Origin of the sequence: Stappia sp. BW2 (genome assembly GCF_008107695.1) — a bacterium.
In the GTDB taxonomy this organism is placed as follows: domain Bacteria; phylum Pseudomonadota; class Alphaproteobacteria; order Rhizobiales; family Stappiaceae; genus Roseibium.
This window is the reverse complement of sequence record NZ_VIRG01000066.1, coordinates 17,192-30,394: the sequence shown is the minus strand read 5'-3', so window position 1 is coordinate 30,394 and position 13,203 is coordinate 17,192. Positions and strand designations below refer to the sequence as shown.

At 59.0% G+C, this 13,203-nt stretch carries 9 protein-coding genes; 7 read left to right on the top strand and 2 right to left on the bottom strand.

Features of this window, described 5'->3' with window-relative positions; genetic code table 11:
- The first annotated feature begins 223 nt into the window (after positions 1-223).
- From FMN63_RS11650 to FMN63_RS11635, 4 genes are all read left to right on the top strand, one after another.
- Positions 224-1,321 carry an AI-2E family transporter gene (locus FMN63_RS11650; protein ID WP_148584149.1) on the top strand — a complete coding sequence of 366 codons (1,098 nt, stop codon included), beginning with the start codon at positions 224-226 and terminating at the stop codon, positions 1,319-1,321.
- A gap of 2 nt (positions 1,322-1,323) precedes the next feature.
- Complete coding sequence (locus FMN63_RS11645; protein WP_148584148.1) at positions 1,324-2,004, top strand: P-loop NTPase family protein; 681 nt, start codon at positions 1,324-1,326, stop codon at positions 2,002-2,004.
- A 133-nt stretch (positions 2,005-2,137) separates the two neighbouring features.
- Positions 2,138-4,360 carry an RNA degradosome polyphosphate kinase gene (locus FMN63_RS11640; protein ID WP_148584147.1) on the top strand — a complete coding sequence of 741 codons (2,223 nt, stop codon included), beginning with the start codon at positions 2,138-2,140 and terminating at the stop codon, positions 4,358-4,360.
- Position 4,361: 1 nt separating this feature from the next.
- On the top strand, positions 4,362-5,882 hold the full coding sequence (locus tag FMN63_RS11635; RefSeq protein ID WP_148584146.1) for a Ppx/GppA phosphatase family protein: 1,521 nt from the start codon (positions 4,362-4,364) through the stop codon (positions 5,880-5,882).
- 69 nt (positions 5,883-5,951) lie between these two features.
- Here the strand turns inward: FMN63_RS11635 and rnd are convergent, their stop codons facing one another.
- Positions 5,952-7,139 (bottom strand): ribonuclease D, encoded by a 1,188-nt coding sequence (rnd, locus tag FMN63_RS11630; protein WP_148584145.1) that lies wholly within the window; start codon positions 7,137-7,139, stop codon positions 5,952-5,954.
- 146 nt (positions 7,140-7,285) lie between these two features.
- Here rnd and FMN63_RS11625 point away from each other — a divergent pair, with 146 nt between their 5' ends.
- From FMN63_RS11625 to FMN63_RS11615, 3 genes are all read left to right on the top strand, one after another.
- Positions 7,286-7,912 carry a nucleotide-binding protein gene (locus tag FMN63_RS11625; RefSeq protein WP_148584144.1) on the top strand — a complete coding sequence of 209 codons (627 nt, stop codon included), beginning with the start codon at positions 7,286-7,288 and terminating at the stop codon, positions 7,910-7,912.
- A 164-nt stretch (positions 7,913-8,076) separates the two neighbouring features.
- Positions 8,077-9,858, top strand: coding sequence for an aspartate--tRNA ligase (gene aspS / locus FMN63_RS11620; RefSeq protein WP_148584143.1), 1,782 nt, complete (start codon positions 8,077-8,079; stop codon positions 9,856-9,858).
- Positions 9,859-9,978: 120 nt separating this feature from the next.
- Positions 9,979-11,766, top strand: coding sequence for an ABC transporter ATP-binding protein (locus FMN63_RS11615; RefSeq protein WP_286192614.1), 1,788 nt, complete (start codon positions 9,979-9,981; stop codon positions 11,764-11,766).
- A 69-nt stretch (positions 11,767-11,835) separates the two neighbouring features.
- Here the strand turns inward: FMN63_RS11615 and FMN63_RS11610 are convergent, their stop codons facing one another.
- Positions 11,836-13,011 (bottom strand): aq_1923 C-terminal domain, encoded by a 1,176-nt coding sequence (locus tag FMN63_RS11610; RefSeq protein WP_209001085.1) that lies wholly within the window; start codon positions 13,009-13,011, stop codon positions 11,836-11,838.
- Between the last annotated feature and the right edge of the window lie 192 nt (positions 13,012-13,203).

Here is a 13,203-nt window from a genome sequence, read left to right as displayed (position 1 = left end):
CCGGTACGCCGCATGAACCGGTTGGTGCCTTCGCGAGACGATGAAGACGTCTGTCGACCAGTCCGGTGCGGATCCGGCCGTTTTTAAGACGGGCTGATGCGGCCCTGAGCTGGACCAGGACCGCGCAAGGCTGACTTTTCTGGACTTGACCCGAGGCAGGGTTTAATCCCATGTCCGGAGGAAAGCCATTTTCACGCGCCGGAACAACCGAGGAGCGCCATTCATGACCCTTCGCCGTCAGGTACAGTTCTGGCTGATCTCCCTCTTCGTCTTCTGTCTTTTTCTATATGTCTTTTCCAGCGTGCTTCTGCCCTTCGTTGCGGGCATGGCCGTCGCCTATCTGCTGGACCCGGTGTGCGACCGGCTGGAAAAGCTGGGTATGGGGCGCATGTGGGCGACGCTTTGCATCCTGTTTGCCTTCGTGCTCATTCTGGTGATGTTCTTCATTCTGATCTTGCCGCTTCTGGGAAATCAGCTCTCGCTTTTCCTTGAGAAGTTTCCGGAGCTGATCCGCAAGCTACAGGGCCTTCTGTCGAAGAACTTTCCGGCCAATCTTGCGTCTGTCGCCGGCATAAGTGCGGAAGATCTCCAGTCCTCCATGTCCAATCTCATCGGGCAGGGGGCTTCCTTTATCGGCAAGCTGGCGCAGTCGCTGTGGAGTGGCGGCCAGGCGTTGCTGTCGATCCTGTCGCTGTTCGTCATTACGCCGGTGGTTGCCTTCTATCTGTTGCTGGACTGGGACCGCATGGTTGCGCGCATAGACAGTTGGCTGCCGCGCCCTCATTTGTCGAAAATTCGCGAACTTGCGCGGGAAATGGACCAGGCGGTCGCCGGTTTTGTGCGCGGGCAGGTGTCGGTTTGCCTGATCCTTGGTTCGTTTTACGCCGTCTCGCTGGCGCTGGTCGGACTGAACTTCGGCCTCCTGATAGGCATGGCTGCCGGCCTCGTCAGCTTCATTCCCTTCGTGGGGGCCGGATTGGGCCTTGTTGTGTCCCTCGGCGTGGCCGTTGTTCAGTTCTGGCCGGACTGGCCCTGGATTGTCGCCGTCGCAATAGTTTTTGCTGTCGGCCAGTTTCTGGAAGGCAATATCCTGCAGCCCAAACTTGTTGGTGACAGCACGGGACTTCATCCCGTGGCGCTGATGTTTGCCCTGTTTGCCTTTGGATATCTCTTTGGATTTGTGGGGATGCTGATCGCTGTTCCGGCAGCCGCGATGATCGGCGTGCTTGCGCGCTTCGCCCTGAACCAGTATCTGGCAAGCCCTGTCTATCAGGGAGCAGACCATCCCGCGTCGAAACAAGAAGAACAGGTTTCAGAGTAGAAATGGCGGAAACACCGCGCCAGTTGCCGTTGGAATTGCCGCATGAAGCGGCCCTGAGCCGTGATGACTATCTGGTTGGAGGCTCCAATCGGGCTGCGTTCGAATTGCTGGAACGCTGGCCGGACTGGCCGTCACCGGTCGTTGTGCTTGCGGGGCCGGTCGGGGCGGGAAAGACCCATCTTGTGCGGGCGTTTCAGGATGAAACCGGTGCGGTCGTTCTGCCCGCGGCTGAGCTTACTGCCAACTCTGTGCAAACGCTCGTCGCAGCGCCGTCCACGGTGATCGAGGACGCGCACCTGGGGTTCGACAACACGGCGCTGTTTCACCTTCTCAACGCAGCGCGCCAGGCCGGCAAAACAGTGCTCATCACCAGCCGCACCTGGCCTGCAAGCTGGAAGATTTCCCTGCCGGACCTTCAGTCCCGCCTGCGAGCGGCAACCCCTGTGGAAATTCTGGAGCCGGATGACGACCTCCTGCGGCGGGTGCTGGTGAAACTGTTCGCCGACCGTCAGATTGCGGTCGATCAAGGCGTTGTCGACTATCTTGTGGTGCGAATGGAGCGGTCGCTTGAGGTTGCCATGCGGGCTGTCGAAGCGATTGATCAGGAGGCTTTGGCCGGACGGGTGAAGATCACAAAACCACTGGCCGGGCGGGTTCTGGAAAATGTGCATAAAGGCCAATAATCGCCGATACTGCCACAGGACTGTCATTTGCCCGCTTGGAACTTCATGTTAGTCACGGCGGCATAAGCGCAGAATGGGCATGTCCGGTTTTGGCTGATAGAAGCGGGCGCTGCACGGAAAAAGGGAAGATGCCATGAACGAAGTCTCTGATCTTTCTGACATTCTACCGGCTTCCACAGTTCCTGCCGATGCCAAGGGAGCCACGCCGGATCTGGTGCCGGAAGGTGAGCTGGCTACATCTCCGGCCCGTTTCATGAACCGCGAACTGTCATGGTTGCAGTTCAATCTCCGGGTTCTGGAAGAAGCCATGAACCCGAACCACCCGCTGCTTGAGCGTGTACGGTTCCTGTCGATCTCTGCCAACAACCTCGACGAATTCTTCATGGTGCGCGTAGCCGGTCTGCGCGGCCAGCAACGGGCGGACGTCACCAATCTGTCCGACGACGGCCTGACACCGACCGAACAGCTTCAGAAAATCAGCGACGCCGTGCGCGACCTGCAGGCCTCGCAACAGAAGATCTGGGTGGAACTGCGCCGTGAGATTGCCGACAAGGGCATCGAGATTCCGCAAGGCGAGACGCTGGACCAGGCGGACAAGGTCTGGCTGCAAGACTATTTTCTTGCCTATGTCTTTCCGGTCCTGACGCCTCTGGCCATCGATCCGGCCCATCCGTTCCCGTTCATTCCGAACCTCGGCTTTTCCATCGTCTTCGAACTGGTGCCGACGTCCGGCGGGCGCGGCATGATCGCGCTGCTCAGAATTCCGAGCCAGGTCGACCGCTTCGTGCAACTGCCCAACGGTGAAGATGGCGCAGCCCGGTTCATCGCGATCGAGAAGGTTGTCAGCCTTTTCATCGGGCGCCTGTTTCCCGGCTACGAGATCCGCGGCAAGGGCGCCTTCCGTGTCATTCGCGACAGTGATCTGGAAATCGAAGAAGAAGCGGAAGACCTCGTCCGCCTGTTCGAGAGCGCCCTGCGCCGCCGCCGCCGTGGCTCTGTGATCCGCCTGGAGATTCAGGAGACCACACCGCCGGCGCTGCGTGAATTCGTGGCCGAGGCCCTGCGTGTCGGGCAAAGCGAGATCTTTCTGGCAAACGGGTTGCTTGCGCTCAACAACCTGTCCCAGATTGTCGATCTTGAGCGGCCGGATCTGAAGTTTCAGCCCTATACCGCGCGCTTTCCCGAACGCATTCGCGAACACGGCGGCGACTGCCTCGCGGCGATCCACCAGAAGGACATCATCGTTCACCATCCATATGAATCGTTCGATGTGGTGGTTCAGTATCTGCGGCAGGCTGCGCGTGATCCCGATGTGGTGGCGATCAAGCAGACGCTTTATCGCACGTCCAATGACAGCCCCATCGTGAAGGCGCTTGCAGAGGCTGCCGAAGCCGGTAAATCCGTTACGGCGCTGGTGGAACTGAAAGCCCGTTTCGACGAGGAAGCGAACATCAAATGGGCGCGCGACCTGGAGCGGGCAGGGGTGCAGGTCGTTTTCGGTTTCATCGAACTGAAGACCCACTCCAAGCTGTCCATGGTGATCAAGCGCGAACACGGCCAGCTCAAGACCTATTGCCACATCGGGACGGGGAACTACCATCCGATCACCGCGCGGATATATGAGGATCTTTCCTTCTTCACGGATGATCCCGGCATTGCCGAGGACGCCGCCCGCGTGTTCAACTTCATCACCGGCTACGCTCAGCCGGCGGAGCTGAACAATCTGATGGTCTCTCCTGTCAATCTGCGTCAGCGCATGCTGGAAATGACCGAGAACGAAATCGAGCACGCTCGGTCCGGACGTCCCGCGCAGATCTGGTGGAAGATGAACTCGCTTGTGGATCCGGCGATCATTGACGCGCTCTACCGTGCGAGCCAGGCCGGGGTACAGATCGATCTGATCATTCGTGGCATCAGCTGCCTGCGTCCCGGCATTCCGGGCCTGTCCGACAACATCCGGGTGAAATCCATCATTGGACGTTTTCTGGAGCATTCGCGCATCTATTGCTTCGGCAACGGACAAGGACTGCCGTCGCCGGAGGCCCATGTCTACATCGGGTCTGCGGATCTTATGCCGCGCAACATTGACCGGCGGGTCGAGGTTCTTGTGCCTCTTAAGACGCCGACCGTGCACGAACAGGTGCTCGACCAGATCATGGTGGCCAACCTGAAGGACAACCAGCAAAGCTGGCGCATCCTGTCCGACGGCAGCCATGAGCGCATCGTTCCGAATGCCAATGAAGAACCCTTCAATGCGCATCAATATTTCATGACGAACCCGTCACTGTCAGGGCGTGGCAAGTCGTTGAAGAGTGACCGTCCGAGGCCGTTCCTGGAACGGCAAAAACGAGGTTAGCATGGCTGCTGAGTTTCACCCGGCACGTGGCCGTCTCAACGGGTCCGGCCCCATCGCAGTCGTGGACATCGGTTCAAACTCCGTGCGCCTCGTGATCTACGAGCGCAAGGCCCGCACACCGACGATGCTGTTCAACGAGAAGCTGCTGGCCGGTCTTGGCAAGGGCATTGCCGCCACGGGGCGTCTCGCCGACGATTCCGTCAGTCTGGCGCTTGGTGAGCTGACCCGTTTCAAGACATTGATCAAACACACCGGCTGTCAGGACATTTACATCGTCGCGACTGCAGCTGCGCGCGATGCGAAAAATGGCCCTGAATTCGTGCGCGAGGTCGAGCGGTCTCTGGAGGCGCCTGTTCGCATTCTCGACGGCAATGAGGAGGCCTATTATTCCGCCCTTGGCGTGATTGCGGGCTTCTGGGTGCCGCGTGGCATTGTGGGCGATATGGGCGGCGGCAGCCTGGAACTGGTGGAAATCGCTGACAACAAGCCTGGTACAGGGGCAACGTTCCCCCTTGGCGGCTTGCGCCTGTCGGAGGAAGCCGACGGCAAGATCGCAAAGGCCCAGAAAATAACCGAAGCTGCGCTCAAGGACTTTCAGTGGCCTGATCTGGCACCCGGAGAACGAACCTTCTATGCCGTCGGTGGCACCTGGCGGTCGTTGGGTCGTCTGCATCTGAAGCAAAACAATTATCCGCTGCACGTCATGCACAATTACGAAATCAGTGCGGAAGAGGCGATTGCCTTCTGCAAGCGGATCGCCGTTCCCAATCTCGAAGGTGTGGAACTTGCCGAGATTGTCTCCAAACAGCGCCGCCCGCTGGTGCCGATCGGCGCGGTCGTGCTGGAGCAGGTGCTGCTGTCGATGAAGGCGGAGCGCCTGGTCTTTTCCGCAACCGGCGTTCGCGAGGGGCTGCTGCACGAAAAGCTGCCTTTGGAAATGCAGGCCCATGATCCGGTGATCGAAGCCGCGCGCGAACTGTGCATTCTGCGGGCGCGCTCTCCCGCCCACGCCGAGGAGTTGATTGTCTGGACGGACACGCTGTTCAGGGAACTCGGCATCGAAGAAACCGCCAATGAGACGCGGCTGCGTCATGCGGCGTGTCTGCTCTCCGATATCGGCTGGCGCGCTCATCCTGATTATCGCGGCGAACAGAGCCTCAATATCATTTCAAACGCGTCCTTCGTCGGTCTGGATCATGCCAGCCGCGCCTATCTGGCAGCGGCGGTTTTCTATCGCCACCAGGGCCTGCGCGAAGGCGATCTATCGCCCGTCATCCGGGAACTGTTCACCGACCGTTTGCGCATTCGCGCCAAGGTTCTCGGCGCAACCATGCGGGTCGCATCGCTCCTGAGCGCGTCGATTGCCGGTATGCTGCCAAAAGTGGGCATCACCAAAACGGACAAGGGATTGTCGCTCGACCTTGGCAAGGAACTGGCCAACCTTGACGGCGAGCGCCTGCGTAAACGGGCGAACCAGCTCAGCAAGGTCATCAAGGCCGATGTCGCGGTCAACGCCGGCTGAGGTCAATGCGCCGGCGAATGGTGGGGATCGTCAGTCAGGGGACTTGAGGAGGAAACAAAGCGGCAGAGGTTATTCCGCCGCTTCCTTTTCGACATCTTCCGGCTGTTGCGCTTGCTCAATCGCCACGATCTGCCGATTCCGAAAGGCGAGGGCGACTTCACCGCGCTTCAGCTTGAGCGCGGTTTCGCCGAAAAGTTCGCGCCGCCAGCCTTTCATGGCGGCCACATCGGCAGCGTCGTCGGCGGCAATCTTTTCAAGATCATCCACGGTGGCAATGACCTTGGCCGCAACGCCATGCGCTTCGCTGACCAGTTTCAGAAGAACCTTCAGGAGATCGACTGCTGCTGCTGACCCATCCGGAGCCTGGCGGCCCTTGGGCAATTTCGGCATTTCGCTTTTCGGGAGCGAAACCGCGCGTCTGACGGCTTTCAGGATTTCATCCGCGGACTTCGAGCGTTCAAACCCACGCGGAATGGTTCTCAGGCGCCCAAGCGCTTCAGCATCCTGAGGCTGCTGAGCTGCCAGTTCGTAAATGGCGTCGTCCTTGACAACCCGGCTGCGAGGAACGTCGCGCGACTGGGCTTCCCGCTCACGCCATGCGGCGACTTCCATCATGACAGCCAGTTCAACCGGCTTGCGCACGCGCAGCTTCAGACGTTTCCAGGCCTGTTCCGGATCGGTGCGGTACGTGTTGACGGATGTCAGAACCTGCATCTCGTCCTGAACCCAGTGGATGCGGTCTTGCTCGGCGAGGTTCGCTTTCAGGAACTGGTAGGCGTCGCGAAGATGCGTGACGTCCGCCAGGGCGTAGTCCAGTTGCTTCGCAGTCAGCGGCCTGCGGGCCCAGTCTGTAAAGCGGGAGGACTTGTCGATTCGGGCGCCAGTGACCTTGTAGACGAGCTGATCATAGGAAATGGAATCACCGAAGCCGCAGACCATGGCCGCCACCTGTGTGTCGAACAGTGGCGCCGGGATCAGTTCACCCAGGTGATAGATGATTTCGATGTCCTGGCGAGCAGCATGAAAAACCTTTGTCACACTGCGGTCGCGCATAAGCTCGAAAAAGGGCTCAAGGTCCAGCCCTTCGGACAGGGCGTCAACTATGAAGGCCATGTCAGGCCCTGCCATCTGGATGACGCAGAGCTTGGGCCAAAAGGTCGTTTCACGGAGAAATTCCGTGTCGACGGTCACATAGTCGTGAGCGGCAAGACGCTGACACGCAGCGGCGAGATCTTTTGTTTTTGTAATCACGTGCATGGTGACAAAAAGCTATACCCGAGTTCTGCCGCTTTGTCGCCACGAAATGGTAATTTTCGTGCCCGAAGCTCTTGAAAAGGCGCATTTTGTGCGCCTATGGTGAAGCTTAGGCGAGCGTCTGCGAGAGAACACACAGAGGAGTGGAAATGCGCAAGATACTGGTGGTGAATTCCAAGGGCGGTTGCGGCAAGACGACCCTCGCCACGAATCTTGCTGTCGCACTCGCCGCTCGGGGTGAGGATGTTGCGCTTGCCGATGCAGACTGGCAAAAGTCCAGCCTGTCCTGGATCAAACGCCGGCCCAAGAGCTTGTCGCGGATCGAAGGTCTCAACTGGACCAAGGAAGAGGCTATCGGCGACAAGGACAAGGATCTGGATGCCGTCGTCATCGACGGACCTGGCGGGCTTCGCTCGGAGTTGGCCAAGAATCTGATCGCAGAGGCGTCCGATATCGTTGTGCCTGTTCTTGCTTCGGCGTTCGACTGGGACGCCACCTTGAAGTTTCTCGACCGCATTTCCGATATCAAGCGTGTTCGCAAGGGCAAGGCCGACATTCACGTGGTCGCCAACCGCATTGACCGCCGGTCCAACCAGGTCGGCGATCTGGAGCAATTGCTTGCCAAGAAAGGCTATCCGCTGCTTGCGCGGATTTCCGAACGGGTGGTTTATGCCCGCCACGCCGCAGCGGGCTCAGGAGTGTTCGATTATTCCGATGCCGGTTCTCACGAGATCCGCGGACAGTGGCATCCCCTGTTGCAAGCCGTCGACGCCTGAGAGAAATTCCCGAACCGTTCCATGATCAGAAGGGGAGAGGCAGGCGGAGCGCAAGCCTTTTCCTTGACTTTCCTTCCGCAACATGGATTGTGCAGCCGGACTCGGCCTGCCTGCGGCGGGCCGTTACGATTTTCTATGCCAAGAAAAAATGTCGAGGAATGAGAATGCACCCCTACCGTAGTCACACATGCGGTGACCTCCGTCTGTCCGACGAAGGCCAGACTATCCGTCTTTCCGGCTGGGTCCACAGGGTCCGCGATCATGGCGGGGTGCTGTTCATCGATCTGCGCGATCATTACGGCGTCACCCAATGCGTGGTCGACCCGGATTCGGCCGCCTTCCAGCTGGCCGAAACCGTTCGCTCCGAATGGTGTATCCGTATCGACGGCAGCGTGAAGAAGCGCACGGACGAAACCATCAACTCCGAGCTGCCGACTGGTGACATTGAAGTCTTCATCCGTGAGATGGAAATCCTGGGTGCGGCCAAGGAACTGCCGCTGCCGGTCTTCGGCGATCTGGAGTATCCGGAAGAGGTTCGTCTCAAATACCGGTTCCTGGATCTGCGCCGCGAGAAACTGCACCAGAACATGATTCTGCGTTCCAATGTGGTGCGCGATCTGCGCGACCGCATGTGGAACATCGGTTTCAATGAATTCCAGACGCCGATCATCACGGCATCGTCTCCCGAAGGCGCGCGCGACTTCCTGGTGCCGTCGCGCCTGCATCCGGGCAAGTTCTATGCGCTGCCGCAGGCACCGCAGCAGTTCAAACAGCTGTTGATGGTCTCCGGCTTCGACAAGTATTTCCAGATTGCGCCGTGCTTCCGCGATGAAGATCCGCGTGCCGACCGGTCGCCGACGGATTTCTACCAGCTCGACGTGGAAATGTCCTTCGTCACCCAGCAGGATGTGTTCGACACCATCGAGCCGGTGATTGCCGGCTGTTTCGAGCGTTTCGGCAACGGTCGTCCGGTCAACCGCAACTGGCCGCAGATCTCCTACAAGGATTCCGCGCTCTGGTACGGCACGGACAAGCCGGATCTCAGAAACCCGATCAAGATGGAAATCGTTTCCGAGCATTTTGCCGGCTCCGGTTTTGCCATCTTCGCCAGGCTGCTGGAACAGCCGGGCACGGAAATCCGCGCCATTCCGGCACCGAAGGGCGGCAGCCGCAAGTTCTGTGACCGCATGAACAAGTTCGCCCAGGAGCAGGGCCTGCCTGGCATGGGCTACATCTTCTGGCGCAAGGCCGAAGACGGTTCCACGGAAGCTGCCGGCCCGCTGGCCAAGAACATCGGTCCGGAACGCACCGAAGCGATCCGTACGCAGCTCGGTCTCGACGTCGGCGATGCCGCGTTTTTCCTGGGTGGCAAGCCGAAGCAGTTCGAGCCGGTTGCGGCCAAGGCCCGTGTCATCATCGGCGAAGAACTCGGTCATAGCGACAAGGACCGGTTCGAATTCGCCTGGATCGTGGATTTCCCGATCTACGAGCGCGATGAGGAAACCGGCGAGATCGATTTCTCGCATAACCCGTTCTCCATGCCTCAGGGCGGAATGGACGCGCTGGAAGGCGATCCTCTGGACGTTCTGGGGTATCAGTACGATCTGGCCTGTAACGGTCACGAGCTGATTTCGGGGGCGATCCGGAACCACAAGCCGGAGATCATGTACAAGGCGTTCGAGATCGCTGGCTATCCGGCAGACGAAGTCGACAGGCGCTTTGGCGGCATGGTCAATGCATTCCAGTATGGCGCCCCTCCGCACGGTGGTTGTGCCGCTGGTATCGACCGTATGGTCATGCTGATGGCTGACGAGGCCAACATCCGCGAAGTCATGCTGTTCCCCATGAACCAGAAGGCGGAAGACCTGATGATGGGGGCCCCGAGCGAACCGGCATCGGCTCAGCTTCGCGAACTGCATTTGCGTCTGAACTTGCCGGACGCGTGAGAACATCCTACTTGCGGGTGACCGCAAAATAGGGATACCCCTCTGCGAAAGAGGCGAGAGGCCGGCCTTGCCGGCCTCAGTCGTGTTATGCTTTGCAAGTTATTGGAAAGGCGGCTTACAGTGCTCAACCCTGCAAAATGGGAGATCTGGCAAGACCCGGATGGCACGGTTCAAGTCATCAAGCGCCTGTTGAGCGAAAATCTCCGGGCCTATATCCCGCGCTACTTGGTGGCCTTTGTCTTCATGGGCATGGTTGCGGCAACGACTGCGGCAAGTGCCTGGATCATGAAGGATGTCATCAACGAGGTCTTCATCAACCGCGACAAGATGATGATCTATGTCATAGCCGGAGCGGTCATCTGCATATTCACCCTGAAGGGCGCTTCGACCTACGGTCAGATGGTTGTTCTTTCCAGGGTCGGCAACGCGATTGTTGCGGATCTGCAGAACCGCCTGTTCCATCGACTGACCAAACAGGACCAGGCTTATTTCGACCGGATGTCCCTGCCGGAACTCGGCATCCGCGTGAACACGGGCGCCGGCAGCGCGCGTTCGGTCATCGACATGATCGTGCTCAGCCTCGGCAGGGATGTTCTGACCCTGATCGGTCTTGTCGGGGTGATGATTGTCCAGGATCCTTTGATGAGCCTGCTGGCCCTGGTCATCATGCCACCAATCGTTGTCGGCGTGAGTTTCCTGGTGAAGCGGGTCAAGACCTATGCCAAGCGGCAGGTGGTCTCAAACGCCAAGATCGGCTCAACCCTGCAGGAAACCGTTCTGGGTATCCGCATCGTCAAGGCTTTCAGGATGGAGCCGACGATGCAGCAGAGAATGGCTACATCCGTTGCCGAAGTGGAGCGCCAGTCCAACAAGATCGCCTCCCTGACGGCCCGGACCTCGCCTTTGATGGAATCTCTCGGTGGCTTTGCAATTTCGCTGGTCATTTTCTACGGCGGATATTCGGTGGTGGAGCTGGGCAAGGACCCGGGTGCCTTCTTCGCATTCATCACGGCGTTGCTGCTTGCTTATGATCCCGCGCGCCGTCTGGCCCGGCTGAATGTCAATCTCAGCAAGTCGCTGGTCGGTGTCCGCCTGATGTACGAGCTGATCGACGAGCAACCGGATCTGGAGCAGGTTGAAGATGCATCGGATCTCAAGGTCGACAACGGGCAGGTCGAATTCAGGGACGTCAAGTTCTCCTACGGGGAAGGGGCCGCGCTCAACGGATTGAACCTGACGGCTGAAGGCGGCAAGACAACGGCGCTGGTCGGTGCGTCCGGGGCCGGCAAGTCCACCGTCTTTGCCCTGATCGAGCGCTTCTACGATCCGCAGGAAGGAACGATCACTGTCGACGGACAGTCGATCAGGTCGGTTACGATGAGCTCTCTGAGACGGAACATTGCCTACGTCAGCCAGGACTCCTACCTCTTCAACATCAGTATCCGCGATAATATCGCAATCGGCAGACCGGGTGCTTCACAGGAAGAGATCGAGGCAGCGGCACAGGCGGCGAACGCCCATGACTTCATCCTGGAAATGCCGGATGGCTACAACACCCTGGCCGGCGATGGCGGCGGCCGCTTGTCGGGCGGTCAGCGTCAGCGCATTGCCATTGCGCGATCGATGCTGCTGGATGCGCCGATCCTCCTGCTGGATGAGGCAACTTCCGCTCTTGATGCTGAGTCCGAAGCCAAGATCCAGGCCGCACTCGAAAAACTGATGGAAGGGCGCACCACGCTGGTGATCGCTCACCGTCTCAGCACGGTTCGTCACGCACACCGGATCCTCGTCATGGACAGGGGGCGTGTCCTGGAGAGCGGCACGCATGATGAATTGTTCGAGCATGACGGCATTTATCGGCGCCTGTGCGAGCTGCAGTTCCAGAACCGCACCGAGGCTGCCGAGTAAGGGAGCGCTTTTGCACGAAAACAAAAAAGCCCGGGACACTGCCCGGGCTTTTTACTGTCTGAAGCAGATTTACTGGTTGGCGGTAATGCCGACTGACAGGATCTGCGGGATCATCTGAGGTGCAAACATCGCCGTGCCCATGATCTGGGACAGCGGAACAGGTGCACCCGGAGCGGCTGTCAATTCCAGCGAGCCGGGCGTGTTCAGGAACTGGGTCACGGCCTTGGTCACCTGGCCTTCCAGCTCCTTGTTCTGCAGCATGCCAAGCATCATCGGCAGCGTACCGGTAAGGCCGGCAACATAGGTCGGCGTATCGACACCGGCCTTTTCCGATTCCAGATCCAGTACCCGACCTGTCAACGTGTCATCGTCCAGCCGGATCTTGGCGTTTTCGATGGTAACATTCTGCAGGAGCGCCATCGCTTCTTCAGGCTTCTCCGACTTTTCGTTGAGCTGGGTAATCACTTCGCGGGTAACGCCGCCCATGGAGAGAGAGACGGACAGGCTGGCCGCATCCTTGGCGTCGATCTTCAGTTCGGGAACCACGAGTGTGGCCGTTTCCGGGTCCCATTTGCCAGATCCGGAAATGTCGAGCGTCAGAGTTTCATAACCGAGGTCCGTAAGGGACTTCGTTTCCTTTGTTTCCAGTTCCTTGACGTCGATGGTGGCGCCGGTCACAGCAAACTGGGCTGCGGTCGGAAGGTCGCCGTCCATGGCGTCGATCGAGGAGGAGATTTTGACGATGTCGGCAATCTGGTTGTCTTCATCGCGGATCTGAATGCTGTTGGCTTCAAATGTCTTGTAGCCGGGGCCGACCGGTGGCGTGTCGGCAGAAGCTTCTTCCGGCGTCGGCAGGAGAAGGTCCGTGACCTTGAGGTCCGCCAGCGACATGCCGCCGTCCTCAGCCGTGAGCTCAAGATTGCTCATATCGAGGCTTGAGAGCTTGAGCCGTCCGTCGGACTGAATTTCTCCGCCCGTCAAAACGGTCGACGCGATGGTAACGCTGGCGTTTTCTTCGTCTTCCTTGCTGATGACGATGTCGCTGAGCGTTACGGCATCGGCTGCTTCGTCAACCGAACCATAGCTCTCGACAGTGCCTTTCTCGGCATCCAGCAGGCTCAGAAAAGCATCGGCGATCTCGTTCCCGGACGGATCGAAGGCAAGCGCCGGAGTGGCTTGAAGGGCGAGCAGACTGACGGCGGCCGTCAGACCGGCTGCGATCCGGGGCGAACGGGAAAACATCATTGAAAATCTCCACGAAATAGAGGCGGACTTCACTCTGAGGGAAGTTCCACGGTGTAGCAAGGCGAAAGCCGGAGCAAGCAATAGCCGGGCTTATTCGGTCAAAATATGTCCTGCGTCACATTTTACCCGGTTGAAATGCGAGGGTCGCATATACACCGGCTTTGCCAGCCCGTTCTTCGGCAAAAATTGCCT

Excerpts from the sequence above, each read along its gene's own strand:
- FMN63_RS11650 (WP_148584149.1), top strand. The coding sequence starts at position 224 with ATGACCCTTCGCCGTCAGGTACAGTTCTGGCTGATCTCCCTCTTCGTC.
- FMN63_RS11645 (WP_148584148.1), top strand. The coding sequence starts at position 1,324 with ATGGCGGAAACACCGCGCCAGTTGCCGTTGGAATTGCCGCATGAAGCG.
- FMN63_RS11640 (WP_148584147.1), top strand. The coding sequence starts at position 2,138 with ATGAACGAAGTCTCTGATCTTTCTGACATTCTACCGGCTTCCACAGTT.
- FMN63_RS11635 (WP_148584146.1), top strand. The coding sequence starts at position 4,362 with ATGGCTGCTGAGTTTCACCCGGCACGTGGCCGTCTCAACGGGTCCGGC.
- rnd (WP_148584145.1), bottom strand. The coding sequence starts at position 7,139 with ATGCACGTGATTACAAAAACAAAAGATCTCGCCGCTGCGTGTCAGCGT.
- FMN63_RS11625 (WP_148584144.1), top strand. The coding sequence starts at position 7,286 with ATGCGCAAGATACTGGTGGTGAATTCCAAGGGCGGTTGCGGCAAGACG.
- aspS (WP_148584143.1), top strand. The coding sequence starts at position 8,077 with ATGCACCCCTACCGTAGTCACACATGCGGTGACCTCCGTCTGTCCGAC.
- FMN63_RS11610 (WP_209001085.1), bottom strand. The coding sequence starts at position 13,011 with ATGATGTTTTCCCGTTCGCCCCGGATCGCAGCCGGTCTGACGGCCGCC.